This window comes from Vibrio sp. T3Y01 (genome assembly GCF_013114525.1).
Classification (GTDB): Bacteria; Pseudomonadota; Gammaproteobacteria; order Enterobacterales; family Vibrionaceae; genus Vibrio; species Vibrio chagasii_B.
Map to the genome: position 1 here is coordinate 118,773 of NZ_VTXJ01000010.1, position 23,094 is coordinate 141,866.

General features: G+C 44.4%; 19 protein-coding genes. 11 read left to right on the forward strand and 8 right to left on the reverse strand.

Annotation, left to right across the window (positions count from 1 at the left end; translation table 11 throughout):
- The first annotated feature begins 110 nt into the window (after positions 1 to 110).
- Positions 111 to 1,376, forward strand: a complete 1,266-nt coding sequence (gene yjeH, locus F0232_RS13085) for an L-methionine/branched-chain amino acid transporter (RefSeq protein ID WP_105057977.1) — start codon at positions 111 to 113, stop codon at positions 1,374 to 1,376.
- Between the two features lie 15 nt (positions 1,377 to 1,391).
- On the opposite strand, the gene F0232_RS13090 is transcribed toward yjeH, so the two are convergent.
- A complete protein-coding gene (locus F0232_RS13090; RefSeq protein WP_105057976.1) occupies positions 1,392 to 2,852 on the reverse strand; it encodes a PLP-dependent aminotransferase family protein in 1,461 nt (486 codons plus the stop codon).
- Between the two features lie 90 nt (positions 2,853 to 2,942).
- On the opposite strand from F0232_RS13090, the gene F0232_RS13095 reads away from it, so the two are divergent.
- On the forward strand, positions 2,943 to 3,602 hold the full coding sequence (locus tag F0232_RS13095) for a pyridoxamine 5'-phosphate oxidase family protein (RefSeq protein WP_061031262.1): 660 nt from the start codon (positions 2,943 to 2,945) through the stop codon (positions 3,600 to 3,602).
- Between the two features lie 83 nt (positions 3,603 to 3,685).
- Positions 3,686 to 4,612 (forward strand): urea transporter, encoded by a 927-nt coding sequence (locus F0232_RS13100; RefSeq protein ID WP_105057975.1) that lies wholly within the window; start codon positions 3,686 to 3,688, stop codon positions 4,610 to 4,612.
- An 8-nt stretch (positions 4,613 to 4,620) separates the two neighbouring features.
- On the opposite strand, the gene F0232_RS13105 is transcribed toward F0232_RS13100, so the two are convergent.
- Positions 4,621 to 5,628 (reverse strand): AraC family transcriptional regulator, encoded by a 1,008-nt coding sequence (locus tag F0232_RS13105; RefSeq protein WP_105057974.1) that lies wholly within the window; start codon positions 5,626 to 5,628, stop codon positions 4,621 to 4,623.
- Positions 5,629 to 5,760: 132 nt separating this feature from the next.
- Here F0232_RS13105 and F0232_RS13110 point away from each other — a divergent pair, with 132 nt between their 5' ends.
- The 6 genes from F0232_RS13110 to F0232_RS13135 all read left to right on the forward strand — a co-directional run bounded on the left by F0232_RS13110 (position 5,761) and on the right by F0232_RS13135 (position 12,533).
- Positions 5,761 to 6,111, forward strand: a complete 351-nt coding sequence (locus F0232_RS13110) for an MFS transporter (protein ID WP_061031265.1) — start codon at positions 5,761 to 5,763, stop codon at positions 6,109 to 6,111.
- The gene (locus F0232_RS13115) at positions 6,105 to 7,328 is read left to right on the forward strand and encodes an HlyD family secretion protein (RefSeq protein WP_105057973.1); all 1,224 of its coding nucleotides are present in this window, start codon (positions 6,105 to 6,107) and stop codon (positions 7,326 to 7,328) included. The genes F0232_RS13110 and F0232_RS13115 overlap by 7 nt, the downstream gene beginning before the upstream one ends.
- Before the next feature lie 705 nt (positions 7,329 to 8,033).
- Positions 8,034 to 9,272: a cytosine permease gene (gene codB / locus F0232_RS13120; protein WP_032498227.1), complete on the forward strand. Its 1,239-nt coding sequence runs from the start codon at positions 8,034 to 8,036 to the stop codon at positions 9,270 to 9,272.
- Between the two features lie 9 nt (positions 9,273 to 9,281).
- Complete coding sequence (locus F0232_RS13125; protein WP_008217300.1) at positions 9,282 to 10,559, forward strand: cytosine deaminase; 1,278 nt, start codon at positions 9,282 to 9,284, stop codon at positions 10,557 to 10,559.
- A 361-nt stretch (positions 10,560 to 10,920) separates the two neighbouring features.
- A complete protein-coding gene (locus F0232_RS13130; RefSeq protein WP_004740083.1) occupies positions 10,921 to 11,133 on the forward strand; it encodes a cold-shock protein in 213 nt (70 codons plus the stop codon).
- Positions 11,134 to 11,516: 383 nt separating this feature from the next.
- Positions 11,517 to 12,533, forward strand: coding sequence for a GGDEF domain-containing protein (locus tag F0232_RS13135; protein ID WP_061031267.1), 1,017 nt, complete (start codon positions 11,517 to 11,519; stop codon positions 12,531 to 12,533).
- Between the two features lie 135 nt (positions 12,534 to 12,668).
- On the opposite strand, the gene F0232_RS13140 is transcribed toward F0232_RS13135, so the two are convergent.
- On the reverse strand, positions 12,669 to 13,268 hold the full coding sequence (locus F0232_RS13140; RefSeq protein WP_105057972.1) for a malate synthase: 600 nt from the start codon (positions 13,266 to 13,268) through the stop codon (positions 12,669 to 12,671).
- Between the two features lie 169 nt (positions 13,269 to 13,437).
- Between F0232_RS13140 and F0232_RS13145 the strand changes: the two genes are divergently transcribed.
- Positions 13,438 to 14,970 (forward strand): DUF3612 domain-containing protein, encoded by a 1,533-nt coding sequence (locus F0232_RS13145; protein WP_081090288.1) that lies wholly within the window; start codon positions 13,438 to 13,440, stop codon positions 14,968 to 14,970.
- A 628-nt stretch (positions 14,971 to 15,598) separates the two neighbouring features.
- Here the strand turns inward: F0232_RS13145 and F0232_RS13150 are convergent.
- Together F0232_RS13150 and F0232_RS13155 are read right to left on the reverse strand one after the other, a co-directional pair.
- Complete coding sequence (locus F0232_RS13150; RefSeq protein ID WP_061031270.1) at positions 15,599 to 17,254, reverse strand: DEAD/DEAH box helicase; 1,656 nt, start codon at positions 17,252 to 17,254, stop codon at positions 15,599 to 15,601.
- Positions 17,255 to 17,417: 163 nt separating this feature from the next.
- Positions 17,418 to 18,773 carry a diguanylate cyclase gene (locus F0232_RS13155; protein WP_105057971.1) on the reverse strand — a complete coding sequence of 452 codons (1,356 nt, stop codon included), beginning with the start codon at positions 18,771 to 18,773 and terminating at the stop codon, positions 17,418 to 17,420.
- A gap of 284 nt (positions 18,774 to 19,057) precedes the next feature.
- Between F0232_RS13155 and F0232_RS13160 the strand changes: the two genes are divergently transcribed.
- Entirely contained in the window at positions 19,058 to 20,242 is a 1,185-nt protein-coding gene (locus tag F0232_RS13160; RefSeq protein WP_061031272.1) for a DUF3541 domain-containing protein, read from the forward strand.
- A gap of 109 nt (positions 20,243 to 20,351) precedes the next feature.
- Here F0232_RS13160 and F0232_RS13165 read toward each other — a convergent pair whose 3' ends face one another.
- From F0232_RS13165 to F0232_RS13175, 3 genes are all read right to left on the reverse strand, one after another.
- A complete protein-coding gene (locus tag F0232_RS13165; RefSeq protein ID WP_105057970.1) occupies positions 20,352 to 20,969 on the reverse strand; it encodes a class I SAM-dependent methyltransferase in 618 nt (205 codons plus the stop codon).
- Positions 20,970 to 21,000: 31 nt separating this feature from the next.
- Positions 21,001 to 21,270: a hypothetical protein gene (locus F0232_RS13170; RefSeq protein ID WP_061031274.1), complete on the reverse strand. Its 270-nt coding sequence runs from the start codon at positions 21,268 to 21,270 to the stop codon at positions 21,001 to 21,003.
- Between the two features lie 296 nt (positions 21,271 to 21,566).
- Entirely contained in the window at positions 21,567 to 22,775 is a 1,209-nt protein-coding gene (locus F0232_RS13175; RefSeq protein WP_102422942.1) for a NupC/NupG family nucleoside CNT transporter, read from the reverse strand.
- Positions 22,776 to 23,094: the final 319 nt, after the last annotated feature.

Here is a 23,094-nt window from a genome sequence, read left to right on the forward strand (position 1 = left end):
GCGGCGGCTTACGACGTTTCGCTAGCTGTATTATTGATGACGACAATGTATGCTTTCATTCACACTCTTTTCCATTCCCAAATAAAAATCGTCACAAGCTAGGAGAGCGAATGACCCAGCTAAAACAAGAAATCACGCTAATGTCCGGCATCGGACAACTTTCAACGACCTTGCTTGGTACTGGACTATTTATGATTCCCGCTATCGCGGCAGGTATTGCAGGTCAGATATCACTGTTAGCCTGGTTAATCCTGTTTATCGCCATTTGCCCTATTGCTCTTACTTTCGCCGCGCTGGGTAAACGCTACCCGAACGCGGGAGGCACCGCCTATTTTGTTCGCCAAGCGTTTAGTGAAAGATTGGAAACGAGTGTCGCTTGGTTGTTTGTGAGTGTAGTACCCGTGGGTATTCCAGCAGCTATCGCATTGGCTGGCGGCTTTGCCCAACAGTTATTACCAGCACCGCTCGACACACCACTCGGAGCTCAGTTCTTTACCGTAGCGCTACTGATTGCGGTCAATCTTATGGGCAGTAAATCTTCCGGCCGCCTACAAACCGTGATTGCCCTGTCAATCTTTGCCTTAGTTAGTGCTTTCGTTTGGAAGGCTGAGATCACTGTAACCGATATAGCGGTACCTAGCCTATCCTCTGACTCCATGTGGTCTATTGGCGCCGCACTGGCAGTGATGTTTTGGTGTTTTGTCGGAATCGAAGCTTTTGCTCATATGGGGGAGGAATTCAAAAACCCTCAAAGAGATTTCCCTATTGCTATCGTAGTGGGTTGTTTCGTTGCTGGCTTAGTGTATTGGGCTTGTTCAGTGGTGATCCTCAAGCTAGGTGCGTATGGCTCTGCGGAATTTGACGCCGCATCAATCCCATGGGTAACTGAACAACTGTTTGGGAATGGATTTAAAGCTGTTATCAGTGTGCTTGGTTTCTTTGCCTGTTTCGCTAGCCTGAATCTATACACACAAAGCTTGTCACGAATGATCTGGGCTCAGGCTCGTCAACATCGACCTGATGGCAAAATGGCCCAGCTCAATAGCCGCGGAGTGCCACTCTACCCAACGCTAGCAATCGGCGTTATCGCACTGATTTCATGTGTGATTGGCGAGCTTTCCGATCTAGATCTTGAGTTCTTTCTAAAGCTCGCTAACGGTATTTTTGTTCTGGTTTATCTACTTGCAATGCTAGCCGCTTGCCGACTTCTGAATGGTGCTTCTAGATACACAGCGATGCTTTCATTGGTTATCTGCACTGTCGTATTTATCTGCCTAAGTTGGTCAATGCTCTATGCTGTGACGATTTTTGTGACATTGTCACTTCCTTGGCAAAGGTGGTTCGGTAAAGCCACCGTTTCTATCGACAAGTTATAAGTACTATCGACACCTTTATTGATAAAAAAGCCGAGCGATCGCTTTGATCTTCGGCTTTATTTCTGCCAAACGAATATTCCCAAAACCCAATAACGCTCCACTCCAATCACGCTCAACGCTAGAGCCATATTCGTAAAAAGAAAATGGTCGAACAATAATATTGTCGAGTTCAGCTCTTTGGCTCCATTCATGTTCAGAAATGCCACCACTCCATTTGACGGTCACATGCAGTCCCGCCGCTTGACTTATGACCTCAAGGTCGCCGTTAAACTCACTTTCAATAGCATCGATCATCGCTTCGTACTTGAGTTTGTACGAACGACGCATCTTCCTGATATGTCGTAATAAATCACCTTCACGAACAAAATCAGCCAGTGCTTCTTGGGTGTGGCTTGCGGTATCTCCACTGAGCGCATCTTTAATCTCGAGACACTTAGCAACCAAGTGTTCTGGAACCACCAAATAACCCAAGCGAAGGCCATTGAACATCACCTTACTTAGTGAGCCGACATAGATAATACGATCATCCAAGCCAAGCTTGCCCGCTAGCCCTTGCATACTGGTATATGGACGGTGAGCGAACTGAAACTCGCTGTCATAGTCATCCTCTATGATCCAAGATTGGTTTTGGTTCGCCCAATCAATCAGCTTAAGGCGCTGCTCAGTATTAAGCGTAGTCCCCATCGGGTATTGATTACTCGGAGTGACGTACAAAGCCTTGGCTTTACTGGAGAGGACTTTATCGATATCAAGCCCAACCTTTTCTCGCACCGCCACACCGTCTAATTTGAGCTTTAACAGATCAACGATTTTATGGACTTGTCGATACCCAGGTTCTTCCATCAATAGTTCATCCCCCATCATCAACGTAGCCATCAAACCAATGGAAATCGCTTGTTGCGCCCCCGCCGTGATAATAATTCGATCAGCGTGACAGCGAACTGAACGACTGCTCGCGAGATAGCCACTGAGCGCATCTCGTAAAGCCACACTCCCTTGGACGTCTTGGTTGCCTGCAACGTTTTGACGCGTTGAATGTCGCTGCAGTAGCCTTTGCCATTTCGCAAAAGGGAAAGCATTGAGATCAGGCACTCCGGGGGCAAAGCCACTATTGATATCATGCGTTGTCGCTATGGTTCTAGGTGCTACCGAAGCCTGTGCAGTCACCTGACTCGTCTTTTGAGCAAGGTTAGGTTGAGACGAGTTCAAGAAATGTTCGGGCTGTTCGACCGACACATAAAAGCCAGATCCCTTACGACTTTCGATATAGCCCTCCGTGACTAACTGCTCATACGCGTAGATCACCGTATTTCGGCTCACCGATAACTCAACAGCCAACTTGCGCGTTGAAGGTAACTTGCTGCCTTTACTCCATAAATCTTGAACGATCTTCTCTCTGATCGCATGGAATAAAGCGGTTTGACGCGTGTCATGTTGCTCACTAAGTTGTAGGTCACCGACATCGATAGGCTGCATAACTGGATCCAAGTAGTGTTTAAAAGTGGCTCTATTTAATAGACCAGTTAATCGCTACATTAATCAAAAGGCAATGATTAAGGAGCGATTATGTTATCTAACACGAAAAGAACCACGATTAAGAAAGGGGCTCATAAAGCGGTATTTGAACAAGAGAAACTGCATCAAATCATTGATGAAAGCTTAATCGCACATATTGCTTTGCAAGGCGAACAAGGGCCGATGGTGATACCAATGTTGGCATGGCGAGTCGATGACATGGTCTACATTCATGGTGCAAAAAACAGTCGCTTGCTTAGAGGGCTTAAAAAGGGTGAACCAACCTGTTTAACATTCACGCTATTTGATGGCTGGGTGTTGGCTCGTTCAGCCTTTCATCACAGCGCACACTACCGTTCAGCGGTTGTACTGGGTTCATTTTCAGTCATCGACGACAATCAAGAAAAGGATCGCTTGCTGAATATCTTCATTGAGCAGATAGCCCCTGGTAGAACCGAAGAGGTTAGGCTGAGCAATGAAAAAGAGCTCACTGCGACTGAGTTATTGGCGATACCGCTAACCGAAGCATCAGTGAAAATTGGTAAGCATGGTGTGAATGACGATCTGGCTGATATGGATATCCCTGTATGGGCTGGGGTACTTCCCTATCGAACCGTTGTGGGGCCACTAGAAACGGTACCCGAGCAAGAGGGACTCATTGAAAAGCCTGACTACCAACAAGCTTATGGTGAACGTTGGTATCAGAATTAGCACGATAGGGTGGTCAGCAAAGTATAGTTGTATACAATCTGGTTTATCATAATTTTAACATCAGCAAATAACGTAGCCAGACGATGCAGACGAATAAGGGCTTTCAACAACATCAGGGCTTGCTCAATGGTATTGGGCAAGTCTATTTCACCCCTTCTCTCGTGACGTCGGTTCTACTATTGTTTGCGATCTCAATGGAGTCACTTCCGCTGGCTTTACTCACCTTGCTTGGTGCGAGTTCCAGCTACACATTGGCTAGTAATGTCCATACCTTTAGTCATACCAACAGCAAACCAAATCATCACATAAACAGTGGAATGTATGCGCTAAACGGAGCGCTGATTGCTCTGTTCATCGGAAACTTTTTTGGTGTGACGCCACTATTGGCGATAGTAACAATATTCGGTGCACTACTCACCGTACCTATCGCTAATATCGTATTCAGATTTAATAAATATCGAGGTTATACCAGCGCGTTTATCCTTATTGCCTGGCTGATTTATGTACTTCAATCGAGCTTGGCGCTTTCGGTCTTTTCTCCATCAGATTCTAATCGGATACCGCTGATGAATATTGATGTCGATTCTGGAACTCTGCTGCCCACTTTTATTCTGACCATACTTAAAGGGATCAGCCAAGTCAGCTTTATCAACAATGAATGGACAGGGCTGATTGTTTTAATTGCTATCACGCTCCACAGCGTCAAATACGCAGTTTGGATCGTGTTGGCTGCAGTCATCAGCACTCTGTTTAGCGACATGATTGGTGCTGATGACACACTGATTTCTCAAGGGTTGTATGGCTACAACGCCATTTTAGCGACATTGGCACTCGTTCTCTATCCAACAAGAGTTACATGGCAACCGGTTATCGCGGGTATACCCTGCAGTTGCCTAATCACCCTTATTTTTCATCGACTAGAACTCTTACCGTTAACGGCGCCTTTCGTTCTCAGCACCTGGCTAATGGTTTATTGTTCGGGCAAATTACAAAACCCGAACGTCGACTAGTCATACAGCTATAAATCGCTCCTGAACCTTTCTATGTATTGCTTCGGTGTTAAACCTCGATGTTTCTTAAACATTCGATTAAAGCTCGCGACATTGGTATAGCCTAAGCGTTTCGCAACCTCTTCAATGGACAATTTATAACTCAACAGCTCCACCGCAACATTGCTTAATGCATAACCCATAATGGTAGAAAAGTTGACACCCAATTTATGCAAGCGCCGTTGAAACTGTTGCTCAGATAACCCCAGTAAACTCGATACCTTGTACAAGGTCGGCAACCCAAAGTGGCGGCTGTAGTTGATCATCTCATACGTCACCTTATGCTCATCACCGGCATCTGGCATGTTGAGGTAATTGTCTAGATCATGAAAATTCATCGCCAAACCCATTTTCCCAACACTCGGTGACTGATTAATCGATAGTCTCGACTTACTTGGAATCCAAACCTCGGTGCGTGGTTGGCCCCATTGAATATTGCAACCGAAGTACTTTTCATAAAGGTCAACGTTTTCACGATACCCTGCGATAGAAACGAACGCTGGTTTGAAATCAGGCCCTAAATATCGCCTAATAATCTTCATCATGAAAATTGCGATACGCACTGAGTCATGAACCTTACCAACTTCAGAATACTCAGGATTATCGTAACACCACTTAATTAAGCTCCCAGCCTGAGTTCCATAGAGAAAAGCCCCCGACTGTAAACAGTGCAGTCCAATATTGACTCTACGAATAGTTGAAGCTAAGTCGTGTCCGGAGAAGAACCAGTTAGCAAGTGGTCCTAATCTCTCAATGTCCACCCTATCGGCAAGCTTCAAAATAATGTCGGGATCGTTCGTTTTCTGCTCGAGTAAGCCGTACCATTTATCCACTTCATTGACAGGAATCAGGTTCATAGCGTTAGCAAAGACTGACTTGGGAATACCTAAAGAGTCCATATCTATGTCGCGGTTAGCCGCCGCATACTGATAAATACCTAAAATTCCTAATGCTCTTAAGAAGTTACAATTGTTCATTCGTGATAAAACCCTGAAATGTAATTACAGATCAAATCATTTACCTATCATTATTGAAGTAATTGGTAAATTTTCAACCTATAAATCGGATATCTATCACACTCAGCGCTCAATTTAGCTTAGGGTTTATCAATGAGTTTAGTAAGTGTCCCATTTGTCGGAACTGGCGCTGACACAGCGCTACACGTAGTTGCGGGGGTTGTATTGGTCGCAACCATTGCCGCCGCATGTTACGGGTTCTGGCGTGTTCATGAATTACCAATCAATAAAGCTCACAGTAAAGAGCATCAACAACTCGGTTTGATCACTGCACTCACATGGATTGGATTTTTATGGCACTGGGTATGGGTACTCGCCGTGATCTTAGCATTCGTTGATATGGAGAAAGCCATCATCAACCTCAGAGATACATGGAAAGCACCACCAACACCAAAAGATTCAACGACGACTAAAACTAAAGATGAGGAGAACCAAACATGTTAGAAGGTTTAGCAATTTGGGCGCTGTTCATCTATTTGTTGAGACTGATTGGTATGCCTTGGAACAAAGGCACAAAAGCGTTTGCTTACCTTGGAGGTACATCATGGCTGATGTTTGTATGGGTCGGACTGATTAACTTCACGCCAATGGATTTGTCTGGGGGCTCTGTAGTTCAATCGCCACACATTCAATTGCGTCCAGATTCAACCAATGTGTCTGGGAAAACCACGAAGGTACATATTCACCCGAACCAAGACGTGGCAGAAGGACAATTGATCTATGAGATAGATGACACCAAATATGTTATCGCACGAGACAAGGCACAGGTTCAGTTAGAGTCAGCAGAGGTCGCTCTAGATACCGCTCGTCAAGAAGTCAGTATCGCAAAAGTCAGCTATCAGTCTGCGCTTCAAGACATCAAAGCCTCTATTGCGCAGATCGAGTCAGCAAAGACCGACTTAGTTTTGCAGTCTAAGACACTGGATCGTTATCAAAAGCAAAACAGTGTGGTTGAACATACCATTACTGAGTCCGATATCGATCAGCAAACGGCTAAAGTAGACTTAGCAACACACAACGTCACTACGCTTGAATCTCAGTTGAGCAAAAAAGAAGTGGATGCGGAAAACGCCAAGTTAAACATCCACAAAGCAGAGACCAACGTTAGTAAGCAAAAAACGGAAGTCGAATCTGCAAAAGCGACACTGGCACAAGCGCAATGGGACTTAAATAGCACCAAAGTGACGGCGCCATCTGATGGCTTTGTGACAAACTTCATTCTTCGTGAAGGACAACGAGTTTCGTTGATGCCTCGTATTCAAATGTATACCGACGAGAAATACGTGTTAATGCGAGTCAACCACCAAGCGATTCGCAACATCAAAGTGGGCCAACCCGCAGAGTTCGCAACAGCGGTATACCCAGGGAAAATCTTCTCTGCGACAGTAGAAGGAATTGTAGAAGCAACGGGTGAGGCACAAGCCAGCTTATTAGGTATCGATGAACAGGTTCGGGTAACCACAGGTCGAAACCTTCAGAACAAGCACCACTTCGTTCGTTTGAAGATTGATGAAACAGAAGGTTACGACATCCCTGTCGGCTCAGTAGGGCTTGCTTGGGTTAGTGGTGAGAAGCCAATTAGCTTTATGGCCTTCCTCGATGTTATTCGTGGCATCATCATCAGAATGAAGTCTCAACTGTACTTCTTCTACTCTATCTAGCCACCTTCATGAATTAGAAATACCAAGCCCGAGTGATCATTGATTACTCGGGCTTTTCGTTTCTTGAATACAAACTGATACGTTTAAACCGGAAAGAAGAGCCAACACCTTAAACCCCCTACTATTTGTCGTCAAACAAACACCAATTCGCAAAATGCATTTGCAAAACGCAAAGGCAAGATATTAAAATGCGAACATATCGCTCAAATACGCACCAAATTGCTATAAAACAGACAATAAATAAGAGTTTTAGAGTTGGCACACTAACTGCAATATAACTAGTGACCCTTCTTAAGCCGAGGGTCACCTAGCCAACTGACGTTGTTAGTGAACCTATTCTTGTTCACAAAATATATAAGCCAATCGCGATTATTGCGGTTGGCTATTTTTTTACCTGTCGTTTGGCTAACCAATCACCCCCTCGATACAGACACCCATTCAATCGCATAACAATCAACATTCATAGCCAACCATCGCTAGTAGATACCCAACACGCTATAGAAAACGTTTTCTATTAATTTCTACGAAATAAATCATAAAAATAACCGTATGTTTTATATAGAAATTAATAAGAAAACTGATTTTAAGTTAGCTCTATTGATAAAATTAGCATTGACTATGTGATTTATATCACCATAATGCGCACGTTTGCCTGCAATACGGCGACCGTTAATTTTAATTTTGATCATTTGCGGAGGTTAAAAAATGGCTGCTGATAATAACTACAGTCTAGGGCCGGTTCCAACATCGGCTAGGAAAGGAGTTGCTTCACTCACCATGGTAATGCTTGGACTCACTTTCTTCTCTGCAAGTATGTGGACAGGTGGTTCACTCGGGACAGGCCTTTCATTCAACGATTTCTTCCTCGCCGTTCTCATCGGTAACCTAATTCTCGGTATTTACACTTCTTTTCTTGGCTACATCGGCTCATCTACTGGCCTCTCTACTCACCTCCTTGCTCGTTTCTCTTTCGGTACTAAAGGCTCATGGCTTCCTTCTGCTCTACTTGGTGGCACACAAGTCGGTTGGTTTGGCGTAGGTGTAGCGATGTTCGCGATTCCAGTACAAAAAGCGACAGGCATTGATACCAACACCTTAATCATCGTATCTGGTTTGCTAATGACAGGTACTGTGTACTTTGGTATTAAAGCGCTCATGGTGCTGTCAGCGGTCGCCGTTCCTGCTATTGCAATTCTGGGTGGTTACTCAGTACTGACAGCCGTAGACAGTGTTGGTGGTTTAGAACAGCTACAACTTATCAAGCCAGAAACACCAATGGACTTCTCAATGGCCTTAGCTATGGTTGTCGGTTCATTTGTGAGTGCAGGTACATTAACGGCTGACTTCGTGCGCTTCGGTAAGAAACCAGCGAGCGCAGTACTGATTACCATGGTCGCGTTTTTCATCGGTAACTCGCTGATGTTCATCTTCGGTGCGGCTGGTGCAGCAGCAACAGGTCAAGCGGACATTTCAGATGTGATGATCGCTCAAGGTCTACTACTGCCTGCGATTATCGTACTAGGTTTAAACATCTGGACGACCAACGAAAACGCGCTTTACGCATCAGGCCTAGGTTTCTCTAACATCACAGGCCGCTCAAGTACTACAATGTCTATCATTAACGGCATTATCGGTACGATTTTCGCGCTTTGGTTATACAACAACTTCGTTGGTTGGTTAACCTTCCTTTCGCTGGCAATTCCACCAATTGGTGGCGTAATCATCGCCGACTTCTTCGCGAACCGTAAACGTTACAAAGATTTTGCAAATGCAGAGTTCCAAACCGTTAACTGGGCTGGCATTATCGCGGTAGCAACAGGCGTAGCCGCTGGTCACTTCCTACCTGGCGTTGTTCCTTTGAACGCAGTGTTAGGTGGTGCAATCAGTTACCTAGTGCTAAACCCTCTATTGAACAAAAAAGCTCTGAAATCTCAGGCCGCTTAAGGACACACTATGACAACCTTATTAATCAAGAACGCGAAACTTCAAGACCAAGAGGGCTTGAAACAGATTCTGATTGAAAATGGTCAATTTTCTCGCATTCTCGATAATGACGCGCAAATCAATCATCAAGGCGATATCCTTGATGCAGAAGGCGGTATTGCGGTTTCTCCTTTCTGTGAACCGCACATTCACCTTGATACGACTCAAACTGCTGGTGAGCCAAACTGGAACATCTCTGGCACTTTGTTTGAAGGCATTGAGCGTTGGGCTGAGCGTAAAGAGCTGCTGTCGATTGAAGACGTTAAATCTCGTGCTAAGCAAACATTGAAATGGCAAATTGCTAACGGTGTTCAACACGTTCGAACTCACGTGGATGTGTCTGACCCTACGCTGGTTGCGCTAAAAGCAATGGTTGAAGTTCGTGAAGAGATGAAAGAGTGGGTCGACATCCAGATCGTTGCATTCCCTCAAGAAGGCATTCTTTCATACCCTAACGGCAAAGAACTTCTTGAAGAAGCTGTGAAGATCGGTGCTGACGTTATCGGTGCTATCCCTCACTTCGAATTCACTCGTGAATACGGTGTTGAATCGCTGCACTATGTATTTGAACTTGCACGTAAATACGACTGTCTCATCGACGTTCACTGTGACGAAATCGACGACGAACAATCTCGTTTTGTTGAGACACTGGCAGCCCTAGCTCATAAGTTCGAAATGGGCGAAAAGGTAACAGCAAGCCATACGACAGCGATGGGCTCTTACAATGGTGCTTACGCATCTCGCCTATTCCGCCTATTGAAAATGTCTGGCATCAACTTCGTTGCAAACCCGTTAGTGAACATTCACTTACAAGGCCGCTTCGATGACTACCCTAAACGTCGTGGCGTGACTCGCGTTAAAGAGATGCTAGCAGCGAACATCAACGTCTGTTTTGGTCACGATGATGTGTTCGACCCATGGTACCCACTAGGTACTGCAAACATGCTTCAAGTACTCCATATGGGGCTACATGTGACTCAAGTAATGGGCTATGACCAAATCAACAACTCGCTTGATTTAATTAGCAAAAACTCGGCTCGCACGCTGAACATTCAAAACAACTATGGTATCGAAGAAGGTAAGCCTGGTAGCCTACTGATTCTTCCTGCAGAGAATGGCTTTGATGCAGTGCGCCGCCAAGTTCCTGTGCAGTACTCAGTTCGTCACGGTAAAGTGATCGCGGAGACTCAGCCGGCGAAAACAAAAATTAATCTAGATAAGACGGAAGATGTAAGCTTTAAACGCTAATATCGTCTATAATTACTATCGAATAAAAGGAAGCTGAGATGCTTCCTTTTGTTATGTTGGCGAAGAGACAAAACTATCACTAATTCAGTGTGTTTCTTGTTAATTCGCACGGTATGACAAAAAAAACACTGATTTCGCAATCAATGTGTGTACATCTCGAAAGACTGTGTTAACATGCACTCGCTCTGTTAGCCGGAGTTATTTAAGTTAGATGAATAGTAAAAAATTGACATGTAAAATCGTTACCCGTTTTTGTAAGTAGTTTTTCCTTATTTCTTAGCAATATTAAATAATTCAATTATCAGCGCATTGCATTGAATGCAATCAACAATTTAGAAAATTTATGAATAAGGGACAAATTATGTCTAACACAAATACTGGCACTGTAAAATGGTTTAACGAAGAGAAAGGTTTCGGCTTCATTTCTCAAGACAACGGCGGCGCTGACGTATTCGTACACTTCCGTGCTATCGTTTCTGAAGGCTTCAAAACTCTGAAAGAAGGCCAAAAGGTTTCTTTCGAAGTTGAAAACGGTCAAAAAGGCCTACAAGCAGCAAACGTTGTTGCTCAATAATTAGCATTTAGCTAAAAAGAATTTTAAAGCGCTGATTGTTATCGGCGCTTTTTTCTATCTGTCGAAAAAATATTTGCCTACCGCTTCAGCTCATAATTTCATTCACCACTTTCTAGAAGTCATAACTCATCCTGAGCGTTCATCTTTTCACCTAGTTCTCACACCAATATCGACTTTGGCGACAAAGTGAATAACCAGAAATATGTTTAAAGAACAATCCATTAGATGGACATTATAAGTACGCAATCGATATTCATAATAAAAATGAGTGATTTATCAAACCCTCATCCATTAATTATATAATTTTTAAAGCAAAGCACTTCGAAATCCGCTAACCTTGTCCACTAGTGGCTTTAGTTGGTTTGATATCTGCAGTAAAAATAATGAACAAAGACGAATTCCAGAAATCCACCGCTAATCTAAAAAAAGCGGTGCCTCTTATGATGAAGAACAGGGTGTCCACCACACCTGCAAATTACGCACTTTGGTACACCTATGTCGATAATGCGATCCCGCAACTGACTAAAGATATGGATGGGGTACTGGAGCATTATGGTATCTGCCCCCCAGCAGTCGGTGAGCAACTTTACAACAACTACGTTGCCAGCAAATCTGAAACCAATATCAATGATCTGCGCGCTAACTTAGAGCTGTTGGTATCTGAAGTATCAAACTCTATGAATGATACGCTAACGGATACTTCGGCTTTCTCGGATATGATCGACAAAAGTTTTGAAGACCTGTCTCGCGTTGAAAATGAAAGCCTATCTATCGACGAAGTGATGTCACTGGTACGTCAGCTTGTTTCTGAGTCTCGAAACATTCGTCATTCAACTCAATTCTTGAATTCTCAGCTAAACTCAGCGACCTCTGAAATCTCTAAGCTCAAAAGCCAGCTTGTTGAAGTACAGAAAGACGCACTGTTTGACAGCACCACCACACTGTATAACCGTCGCTCTTTCGACCGAGATTTAGAGACACTTTGCGAAGCTAACCAGTCTCTATGTTTGATCTTGCTCGACATCGACCACTTTAAGAACTTCAACGACACCTACGGTCACTTGTTTGGTGATATGGTTCTAAAAGGTATTGCTCGCAAGCTTAAGCTAAGTTGTCGTGAGGGTATTTCAGCATATCGATTTGGCGGTGAAGAGTTCGCACTTATTGTGCCAAATAAATCCGTGCGTATCGCACGTCAACTTGCTGATACTAACCGTCGTTCGTTAGAAAAGCTGTCGATAAAAGATCGTCGCAGTGGTGAACAAGTCGGTAATATTACCGCCTCTTTTGGTGTGGCCGAGCTTGAACCTGGGGAATCCCCTCAATCGCTGATCGAGCGCGCCGATAGGCTGCTTTACGAAGCCAAAACACTTGGCCGTAATCGAGTTATGCCTCTATAAGGATCATCATTGGTCCAGGCTATTTAAGCGAATTACGCGTGTTTCGCCTTTATTGAAATTAGAAAGCCCCAAAGGCATTACCTTTGGGGCTTTTAGTTTATTGTGCCCTTGATTCAGAGCGCTGAAGGCTCGGCTTTAAATTTGGAAACAGTAATTTAGGCAGTAGTCCTCACCACTTTTTGCTCTAAATTCTTTATCTTCACTACACGCCTTTGGTTTACCCTTTTCATCACCTTTAACTAGGCTGATCCAGTGTCGCATCGCAGCAATAGTTTCTTGGTGTAAGATGGTATTCGTTGATTCAGCAGGAGATTGACCAAAAGTCGTGCACGACTCCAGTTGGATATCATCAATCTCAACTAGCTCAATGCACCCCGTCCCTTTATGGCAACCAAACATTACTTCTAGGTGACTGCCGCTGCCATCGCGGAACAGGATTGAATCCGGGTCACTTTTCTCTCCCATGTAAGCCACGAAGTGCTTAGGGTGCTTAAGGCCGCTGTGCTGGCCATCTTTAAAGTAAGCCATAATATGGCGGTAATCGACTACGTAGCTCGTCACATCTTGATGCGAACCATGCTCTAGAGGAAACAGGCGGTCAAGCAGTTGCTTCGCTTTCACTTGTTTCTCATTTTGTTGGTTTGCACTGATTGTCTCCACGGCAAAGACAGCTTCAGCGATAAATGGCTTTGATTGTTTTTGGATTTCTGTTTTATCGAATGTCAGCATATTCATAGTCTTTCCCTCTTGACCAGTCCGGTGAAAACCACCGATTTGTAACGCAAAAATGTGTTCTAGAGCAATTATTCCAAACTAACGTTTAATTTATTTGTCATTTTGTGAATTGCTTAGTTTGTAGATTAGCGCTTTTTTACATACAATTTCACAACAAAAATTTTACAATGTGAATTTTACAAATATGGCCTTGTCAAAAAGTTTAGTTCGTCAGTCACATTTCCTAGGTACGAAAATCCGAAATCTTAGGAAGCGTAACCATTTAACGATGGAAGACCTGTCTGCGCGTTGTATTAGAATCAACCCAGAATACGCCCCTTCCGTTTCTTACCTCTCAATGATTGAACGTGGAAAGCGGGTGCCAAGCATCGATATGCTTGAAGTGATCGCGCAGGTCTTTCAGAAAAACCCAACGTGGTTTCTCGACGACGAATCCGAACAGCAAGCCATCGCCCCAGATAAAGGCAACCGAGGTGGGATTAGTGGCATGGCACTTGAGCCTAGCTTTCTTTTCTCCAATGACATCCTGCAAATCGCGATACCAGAGATGTTGTCACAGACCGGTATATCGGGCCGTCAGTTCGCACATCTATTGATTAGAGCGCATCAAGAGAGCCACCAGAACCACTTCCCTGACCTTGAGCGCGCCGCTGAAGAGGTAGGCCTAAAACGACTCAACCTTAGCATAGAAGACCTGATAGACATCGCTAGAAGCCTTGGAATCAATATCCGCTGGGTAACACGCACACCACAAGACGTGGTCGATGAGCTAGGAATCAATGCCAAGCAGTTAGTGACGTCGTTCTTTGAACCTCCTGGCACTATCTTCTTGAATGAAATCCTCAAAGAGTATCCAACGCGTTTGAAATACGACTTGTCGGTTTACATCGGCCATTGCATTTTGCATAGCAAAGAAGGACTAAAGAGTGTGTTATCGGTGGGAAATAACAACACATGGGACGACAACCAAGTATCAGGGTCTTCTCAACTCAACTCTCAAGATATTTTGCAAGCGTGGCGAGATTTTGAATCCAGCTTCTTTGCTGGTGCTCTGCTGTGCCCGAAGGTTCCTTTCAGACAGTTGCTTGACCGTACCGGTTATGAAATCGATGTCCACCAAAGAGCAGGGGTTTCCCCCTCTGTTGCGATGCGACGAATGACGGTAGTATCCCCCTACCCTCACTGGCACTACTTTGATGCTTATGGACCGGGGAAACTCAAGGCGGTATACCGCGGGAACGGGATTCCACTTCCTTGGGGGAATATGAGAACGGTGGCCGACCCATGTCAGCATTGGGCTGTGTTCCGTCGATTATCAGAGCCTCGTGCGGGTAGCTCAGCTCAAATCTCCATTTTAAACGTGGGTGACGAGCCAAGAATCTACTGTTGCGAATCCATCAACATGACGGATCCGGCGGGTAACAATCGCGTATTGTGTGCAGGCATAGACCTCAACCCTGCGATTGATGCCCAAGGCGGTAATTCAAGAGAAATAGCAGAGCAGCTAAAAGCTTCGTGCGTTGACAATGGAGGCTCTGTAGCGATCCCACGTAACATCAAGAAAGATCTCACGACCATAGCCAAGATTCTAAATATAAATTGGATTGAACGTGGGATAGAAACAGAGGCGAGGCTTATCTGCTCAAGAGGCGGAGAGTGCCCACGCCAACCAAGCTGTTATTCAAAGTGCGGTGAGAGTTAATAGCGAAACCGGTGGAGCATGGGCCTGAACACTCATGCTCTGCTTGTTTTGCTTAGCAAAGTTGAGCTAATTAGGGTTAATGGATAATTCGATTTGCTTGGTTTTGGAAGAAAGTAAGAAGTAAAACAAAAATAGAACCTCAAATTCAGACAAAAAAAAACCAATCACAAAAGGGTGATTGGTCATATATTTTGTGTGAACAATAAGGGTTCACTAACAACGTCAGTTGGCTAGGTGACCCTCGGCTTAAGAAGGGTCACCTCTAATAATGCAGCATACGTGCCAACTTTTAAATCACCTATTTACTACGCATCTGGACACGTATTAGCCGTAAATTCCTGTTTGTTTTGCAAACTGGAATTGCAAATTGCAAATATCAACAAAAACGCTAGTGATTATGTTGTTATTAAAAACTTATTAAAGACAGATTAACCTTGAGTTAAATTACTCTTTTTCAATAGATTCGATAAGTTTAACATCCCTTTCGACCTATCACTTTTCGATACCACACGCATAAAAAAACGCGAACATTGATCATCAATATTCGCGTTTATCTCAGTGCTGTTGCAGAGCGATTTAGGCTTTCAAGAAAGCAACACTCTGCTTATGGCACTAGCAGCAGAAATTCTTACTTCTGAGGCGCAGGCTTCGAACGAGATCGAGACGGTTTGTTCGCCGAAGGTCTGTTTCCTGAAGGCTTATTCGATGACTTACCTGGGCCGTAGCTGCCACCGTATCCAGACTTCTTCGCTTTGCCAGAGCCTGTCGGTTTACCTTGATTATTTTTTGAGCCCGAACGCCCCTGTGAACCCGAATTGCTTTGTGAACCTGAGTGGCTTTGTGAATTAGAGTGGTTCGAAGCTGGCTTCTTACCTGTATTCCCACGCTTGAAGTTACTGCCATTGTTTCTTACTGACTTCTCTTCACCCGCAGCAGCTGAACCGTTTTCAGCAGGCTTTCTAGCGTGTGTAGGTTTACGTTTTGGCGCAGAACCGGTACCTGGTACATGGCGCTTGTTCTTACCTGTAGGCTTATGACCGCGAGCGTTATCACCCGAACGTTGACCATCCACATGTTCACGTGGTTGTTTCGCTTTCTTCGGCTTTTTAGGCTTAATTGGACGCGTATCCAAACGAGACTCTGGTAGCTTATTAACTGGCGAGAAACCTTCAAGTTCACGGCGCTCTAGCACTTGTTGAATTAGACGTTCAATACCGAACAGCTCACCAACTTCATCCGCACAAACCAATGAGATTGCTTTACCTACTTCACCCGCACGACCTGTACGACCGATACGGTGTACATAGTCTTCTGAAACGTGTGGAAGGTCGAAGTTAACCACTTGAGGCAGTTGTGGGATATCAATACCACGAGCCGCGATATCAGTTGCGACTAACACTCGTACCTTACCCGTTTTGAAGTTCTCTAGCGCTTTAGTACGAGCACCTTGGCTCTTGTTACCATGAATAGGTGCAGCAGTAATGCCTTGTTCATCTAGGAAGCGAGCCAGCTTATTTGCACCGTGCTTAGTTTTGCTAAATACCAACACCTGACGCCAATCATTGTCTTTGATCAGCTTCGCAAGCATTGGGCTCTTTTTCTTCTTATCGACTGGGTAGATACTCTGTTCAACCGTTTTCGCCGTCGAGTTTGCAGGGCTTACTGAGATTTCAACCGGGTTATTAACCAAGCCTTTCGCTAAGCTACGGATATCGTCAGAGAAAGTCGCAGAGAACAGTAGGTTCTGACGTTTCTTAGGTAAGAAAGCCAAGATCTTACGAATGTCACGGATGAAACCCATGTCTAGCATACGGTCCGCTTCGTCTAACACTAGGATCTCTAGTTGATCGAAACGCACTGCATTTTGGTTGTATAGGTCAAGTAGACGACCCGGTGTTGCCACCAGCACATCACTGCCTTTACGTAGTTTTTGCATCTGAGGGTTAATTTTTACGCCACCGAATACAACACTCGAAGTCAAAGGTAGATTGATACCGTACTTAACAACACTGCCATTCACCTGAGCAGCAAGTTCACGAGTCGGTGTTAATACCAATGCGCGCACTTGGTTCTGACGAACACGAGGGCCTTTTGATAGTAATTCAAGAATAGGTAGCGTGAAGCCAGCAGTTTTACCTGTCCCTGTTTGAGCAGCGGCCATAACATCTTTGCCCGTCAGGACAGCTGGCACGGCTTTCTCTTGGATTGGTGATGGCTTATCGTAACCTTGTGCTTCAATAGCTTTAAGGATTGGTTCTGAAAGGCCAAGGGAGGTAAAACTCATAGATTATTTTCTCAGTTGAATAACATTTAGTACGAGCGACAAATGATAAAAGGGTGTCGCTGCAGCTTTTGCTGATCAAATCATTGATACGGAGCAAAGCGCGGTATTCTGAGGCTTTTCCCCACATTCAGCAACTAAATTCTAATCGCAACTGAGATTCTTTCTAGGTTATCTGACGCTTCTGCTCGTACATTTTTTCATCAGCGGCTTTCAACAGGCCATCGACATCATTAAAGCTGTTGTCATAAATGACCCACCCCACACTGATTCTGAGATAAAACGAGTGTGCTTCATAAACCACTGGCGTTTCGCATATCGCGCCTTGTAGCTTTTGCGTAATGGTTGCCACGTGTTGCTCATCAATAATGCGTGGCAGCAGTACCAAAAACTCATCACCACCAATACGCGCAACAATATCTGAGGTGCGTAGCATACTCTTGATTCGTTTGGCGCACTCAATCAATACCTTGTCACCTGCCGCGTGACCATAAGTATCGTTAATCGCTTTAAAACCATCAAGGTCGATATTCACCACGGCGAAAGTCTTCGTTCGCTGCTTCTGAACCGTTTTGAATGCTTGCTTGAGGCTATACATAAAGTAGCGTCGGTTTGGCAACATGGTCAGTTCATCATGCATTGAACGGCTATCAGCAATACGATAAAGGCGATAGATCATGAAGTAAGCGCCCATAAGAATCAGCATCAACCCATACCCAATCAGCCTAACACTATGGATTCGAGACCAAGGCACATCCATCAGTACGTGGTCGTTCCCCGATAACGCCAAATACCAACCTCCGTAAGGAAAGTTTACCTGTTCAGTTGTAAAAGCATTAGTAAACACATCTTCTGTTCCGTAGAAAACCTCGCCATTTTTACCAGCACTATTCGCCCCTCGAATGGCTAGGTTGTATTTGTTTTCAATCTTACCAACACCTACATCTTCTAACAGTGCATCTAAGTCGATAACCGCGCTCGATACGCCCCAATAGTTTTGATTAAAAGGAGGATCTCTAAAAATAGGGGTTCTTGTTATTAAGGCTTGCCCACCTTGGAACAGATCAAAAGGACCTGCAATAAAGGTGTTACCTATGTTGCGAGCAATCTCAACTGACTCCCATTGGATGGGATGGTCTCGATAATCAATGCCAAGGATCTGCTCATTGCCTTCCAATGGATAAACAAAATTAAGTACATCGTTTTCAGCAAGACCAATCAATCGAATGTGGAAGCCATCTCGAATAATGTTCTGAGCTATCTGATCCCAACCTTTTTGATCGCCATTAGGATTGATCGTTACAAGGGTTGAGAAGTTATTAAGGATATACATATCAGACACGATCGTCGCTTCTATGCGGGAGCGAATAATCGATAACTGCTTTTTAGCGACTGAATAGGATTCGTTCTTGAGGAAGGTTAATTGCTTGGCGTGAAAATACTCAATCGCACTCGCGACAATAAAGAAAAATAACAACGATAATAATTTGGCAGGCCACTGCTTGCTAAAACGACTTGGCATTCGAGAACCTCTAACACTTTTGTTCTGTTTACTGCCTTGAATCGGCTCATTTCTGGCTTGTTGTGTCAGTATGCCGACATGTTATTAAAAATCCACACTTTGAGTCTGGTCTACATTCATTATTGAGTCATTCATCACTGATAGCCAGTTAACTACCCTGATTATTCAATCAAAAAACCTAAATGAACCTTATAAAGCTTACATTGTATTGACCCAAGCCTTACATTAAAGGATTCATCGGTGTTATTTTATACTTACGAACAATCAGCTTGGTACCTTAAAAAATGAAGTTAAAGACCCTCACTCTGTGCACTTTATTATCTGCCTCTGTAGCCGTTGCGTTTCAAGCACAAGCTTCCTCTGATACATATGAGGCTGTTGACGTACAACAGAATAAGCAGGAAAAAAACGTACCAAACCTCCAATCACAAGCTGATTCTCTCGATACTCAACACCAATCTTTCAAACAATCAGCCGACCTAATTCGCACCACCTATGAAAGCCAACTCTTCACTCTCCCAGCGTTCAAAGAGGGTCACTACGGTTTACGTATGTATCGCCAAACATTGGACGACAAATACGCCGCAGCGGTATGGAGCGATATGGCCCGTGTCGCTAGTAAGCTCAGCAGCCTGTCGAATGATGTTCACACCATGGAGCAAATCGTCCTTTATTCAGAGAAACGTGTTGCTTCTTACGTCGGTGATGACGATGAGCGCAGTGTACGACGTTACAATATCACCAAGCATATGCCCGAATATCTATATCTAGGCGTTGATCTTCTTGGCTCTATGGCACGTGCCAATGAATACGGTTTGGAACACAAGAACGATGCCAAGCTACGCGAAATCATTCGTCGCTATGACTTTTCTCGTTATGTAACCAATGAAGACATGGTGAAAGCGTGGGCGGCTCAACTAGCGAATCAAGTTTACTGGCTACGTCAGTTGGGTGAACAAGATGTGGTTGATGAGTTCGTCGATACCTTCAAAAAAGCGTATCCCGACGACAAGGACAAGAAGCTTTCAAGCCAACAATACGGTAATAAGATCTATGGCATGACACATGTCATCTTTGGTGATTCCGAATACTACCAACATCAAGTAAGCGAGCAAGAGCACCAATGGATCTACGATTACTTTAGAGAAAACATCGATACCATCCTACTGCGTGCAAAAGAAGATGTGATTGCCGAAGTTGGCTTGACCTTCCTACTTGCTGGCTTGGAAGATGATCCAGTAGTAGAGAAGACCCGCCTTGCAATCCAAGCCTCTATTGATAAGAAACACGGGATGATCCCTTCTATCACGGGTGACTTTGACCTTGAGTACGGCGAACATCGCAACGTATTGGCAATCATGCTACTCGATTGGCAACAAGTGAACGAAGCGCCAACGTTCAAGGGCAACCCGAAAGTGTTTAAAACGATTCCTTACGGGCTCATTGAAAACCAACCATTGAGTAGATAGAAACTCCAAGGTTTATCTACAGAATCTAAAAAGCCGCACACCTTTCGAGGCCTGCGGCTTTTTAATGTCTGTTACGTTACTACAACATCAATCCAAGAATAGTCGTCCATCAAGCTTCAGAGACGGCTTTATTCATCACTATCGTGAAATCCCCTTCTGTGTAACCTTCAATCAAAGAGACATCGTCACACAGCGTTTTACAGAAGCGATAGACGCCTTGAGGATGATAACTCATCAAGGTATTACGCGAAGGATATTGGCTTGAATTGAGCAGATTAAAAATCACCGCCTGATTCGCTAGTCCAAACATACGAGTAATCATATTAGTCAGATAATCAGAGTCGCGAGAGATATAATTCAGTGAGCCACTGGCAATAACTACATCGTGCGCTTCTAGATTCATTTTACTCATGTCACCCGCCATAAACTTGCAGCGAGCTTCTGTGTACTTTTGCTTGGCCGTTTTAAGGAAGCCAGAGTGTTGATCAACACCTGTGTATGATTGGATCCGGTAGATACTATCGAGCAGTTCAAACAGATCTCCGTAACCACACCCTAAGTCCAAAACACTTTTTTTCTCAAAGTCTGTAGCGCGCGCGATCACTTCGAAGCGACACAACTGGCTCTCTTCGTTGGTCCAACCTAGAGACTTTGCCCTATCCCCTTTCCAACGATGGGTTTGCTTTCGGTGATACCAATACACCTTAAAACGATCTCGCCAATGCATTACATGCAACTCAACCACATAATCAGACTAGCTAGGCTTCAGAGTCGTTAGTAAATAAGCCACCGATCTTATAACCAATTGCATAGCAAACCGCGGCAACGGTCACGAACACCAGTGCAGAAAAGAAGTACGCTGCCGATGCTGCTACACCCGCGCCCCAGACAACACTAAATACCAAACCGAGATAAGCTTCTTTTGGCCACTGAGAGATAGGAAACTGTTCACCACCAGCAATAAGATAAACCAACGCAAATAAGCCAATGAAGGTGGTAATAAGACCGATGAGGACGCGCATGTTCATGGGAAGACCTTTGATTAATTGGACTTGGTTGCTTTTGTTCTGGTGAAAACCGATTGTTCTTAATCGAAGCCGAACGTTATTAATCGCAACCTAATGATATTGAAGTATATCGGATAAAACAGGCTTGCTCTATTACTCTTCCGAGTGAGCCTGAAACGCAATAGAAGCGGTGAGAGAAGTGGCAACTCCGAATTCACTTAACGAGCAGACACAAAAAAGCGGGCACCCTTCTTACGTAAACTCCGTAAGTAAGGTGCCCGCTTTTAGTGAATTTAGCTGTTTTTGCTAAACCTAGCTTAAAGCAGGATGAAGATACCCGCTAAACATGCACTCATTAGGTTTGCTAGCGTACCAGCAGCTACCGCTTTCAAACCTAGGTTAGCAACTTCAGCACGACGCTCTGGTGCCATTACGCCGATAGAGCCCAGTTGAATCGCGATAGAACCGATGTTAGCAAAGCCACATAGAGCAAATGTCACAATCACTTGGCTGTGTTCAGATAGCAGTGCTTTGTTCTCTACGAAGTCGATGAAAGCAACAAACTCGTTCATTACGATCTTCTGACCAATGTAAGAACCCGCCATTAATACTTCATCACTCGGAATACCGATTAGCCATGCTAGTGGTGAGAACAGGTAACCGAAGATTGCTTGCAGCGTGATACCCGCAAAGCCGAACGTATCACCTAGGCTTTCTAAGCCAGTGTTTACCATGGCAATCACACTCACAAATGCAATCAACATCGTACCAACGGCTACCGCAACCTTCATACCGTTCATCGCGCCGCTAGCCAATGCATCAATTACGTTGCTTTGGTCAGCTTTATCTAGCTCAATGTGGTCGTAGTCACTCGGTGTGCTACGTTCAGGAACGATGATCTTCGCCATTAACAAGCTACCCGGAGCCGCCATGAAGCTAGCAGCAATGAGGTATTTAAGTTCAACACCCAAGCCTGCATAACCACCAAGCACACTACCAGCTACCGATGCCATACCACCTGCCATTACAGCAAACAGTTCAGAACGAGTCATAGACTTTAAAAAAGGACGAATAAGAAGAGGAGACTCACCCTGAGAAAGGAAGATATTACCAGTCGCTACCAGAGATTCAGCTTTACTTGTGCCAAGCAGTTTTTGCACCGCTCCACCTAAGATTTGAATCACTTTCTGCATGATGCCTAAGTAATAAAGCGCAGAGATCAAAGCACTGAAGAAGATAATGATTGGAAGTACGCGAACCGCGAAAATGAAACCTTCAGTAGCAAGATCACCGAAAAGGAAAGCAATACCCGCGTCAGCAAAACCAAGCAGGCTAGAAACACCATTACTTAGACTTGTTAACGCTAACTGTCCCCATGGGAAATACAAAACTAAAGCTGCGAAGCCGATTTGAAGTAGTAGTGCACGAGTCACCGTTTTCCAGTTAATCGAAGAACGACTTTCAGATAGCAGGTACGCGCAAGCAATCAGTGCAATAACACCGACAAAACCAAATAGAATATTCATAATGTGTCCTAGTAATCCTTATAGAGTGAACATGAGCCAAGCGAATGACATCAAAGGAACAGGACAAAGAACCGCAAGCAAAACGCTACGCGATGAAGGGGCTAACAAAGTTAGCGACTGTAACAACGAGTTGTTCATGTAAAAAATCACCTTATACAAGCAGTGGAACGTAGCTGGTCCGGTCCGTGGGGTCATTCACATATCCATGTGACGGCTTGTATTGGCTAAGCACCGGCTTAAAACCGGAAGAGAAGTATAAACAGTTGATTGAGACTTTCATCACATTTTTTAACGCAAACGATCGCGCGGTCATAAAACA

Bases quoted from the DNA above. Each gene is read 5' to 3' on its own strand.
- yjeH (WP_105057977.1), top strand. From the start codon at position 111: ATGACCCAGCTAAAACAAGAAATCACGCTAATGTCCGGCATCGGACAA.
- F0232_RS13090 (WP_105057976.1), bottom strand. From the start codon at position 2,852: ATGCAGCCTATCGATGTCGGTGACCTACAACTTAGTGAGCAACATGAC.
- F0232_RS13095 (WP_061031262.1), top strand. From the start codon at position 2,943: ATGTTATCTAACACGAAAAGAACCACGATTAAGAAAGGGGCTCATAAA.
- F0232_RS13100 (WP_105057975.1), top strand. From the start codon at position 3,686: ATGCAGACGAATAAGGGCTTTCAACAACATCAGGGCTTGCTCAATGGT.
- F0232_RS13105 (WP_105057974.1), bottom strand. From the start codon at position 5,628: ATGAACAATTGTAACTTCTTAAGAGCATTAGGAATTTTAGGTATTTAT.
- F0232_RS13110 (WP_061031265.1), top strand. From the start codon at position 5,761: ATGAGTTTAGTAAGTGTCCCATTTGTCGGAACTGGCGCTGACACAGCG.
- F0232_RS13115 (WP_105057973.1), top strand. From the start codon at position 6,105: ATGTTAGAAGGTTTAGCAATTTGGGCGCTGTTCATCTATTTGTTGAGA.
- codB (WP_032498227.1), top strand. From the start codon at position 8,034: ATGGCTGCTGATAATAACTACAGTCTAGGGCCGGTTCCAACATCGGCT.
- F0232_RS13125 (WP_008217300.1), top strand. From the start codon at position 9,282: ATGACAACCTTATTAATCAAGAACGCGAAACTTCAAGACCAAGAGGGC.
- F0232_RS13130 (WP_004740083.1), top strand. From the start codon at position 10,921: ATGTCTAACACAAATACTGGCACTGTAAAATGGTTTAACGAAGAGAAA.
- F0232_RS13135 (WP_061031267.1), top strand. From the start codon at position 11,517: ATGAACAAAGACGAATTCCAGAAATCCACCGCTAATCTAAAAAAAGCG.
- F0232_RS13140 (WP_105057972.1), bottom strand. From the start codon at position 13,268: ATGAATATGCTGACATTCGATAAAACAGAAATCCAAAAACAATCAAAG.
- F0232_RS13150 (WP_061031270.1), bottom strand. From the start codon at position 17,254: ATGAGTTTTACCTCCCTTGGCCTTTCAGAACCAATCCTTAAAGCTATT.
- F0232_RS13155 (WP_105057971.1), bottom strand. From the start codon at position 18,773: ATGCCAAGTCGTTTTAGCAAGCAGTGGCCTGCCAAATTATTATCGTTG.
- F0232_RS13160 (WP_061031272.1), top strand. From the start codon at position 19,058: ATGAAGTTAAAGACCCTCACTCTGTGCACTTTATTATCTGCCTCTGTA.
- F0232_RS13165 (WP_105057970.1), bottom strand. From the start codon at position 20,969: ATGCATTGGCGAGATCGTTTTAAGGTGTATTGGTATCACCGAAAGCAA.
- F0232_RS13170 (WP_061031274.1), bottom strand. From the start codon at position 21,270: ATGAACATGCGCGTCCTCATCGGTCTTATTACCACCTTCATTGGCTTA.
- F0232_RS13175 (WP_102422942.1), bottom strand. From the start codon at position 22,775: ATGAATATTCTATTTGGTTTTGTCGGTGTTATTGCACTGATTGCTTGC.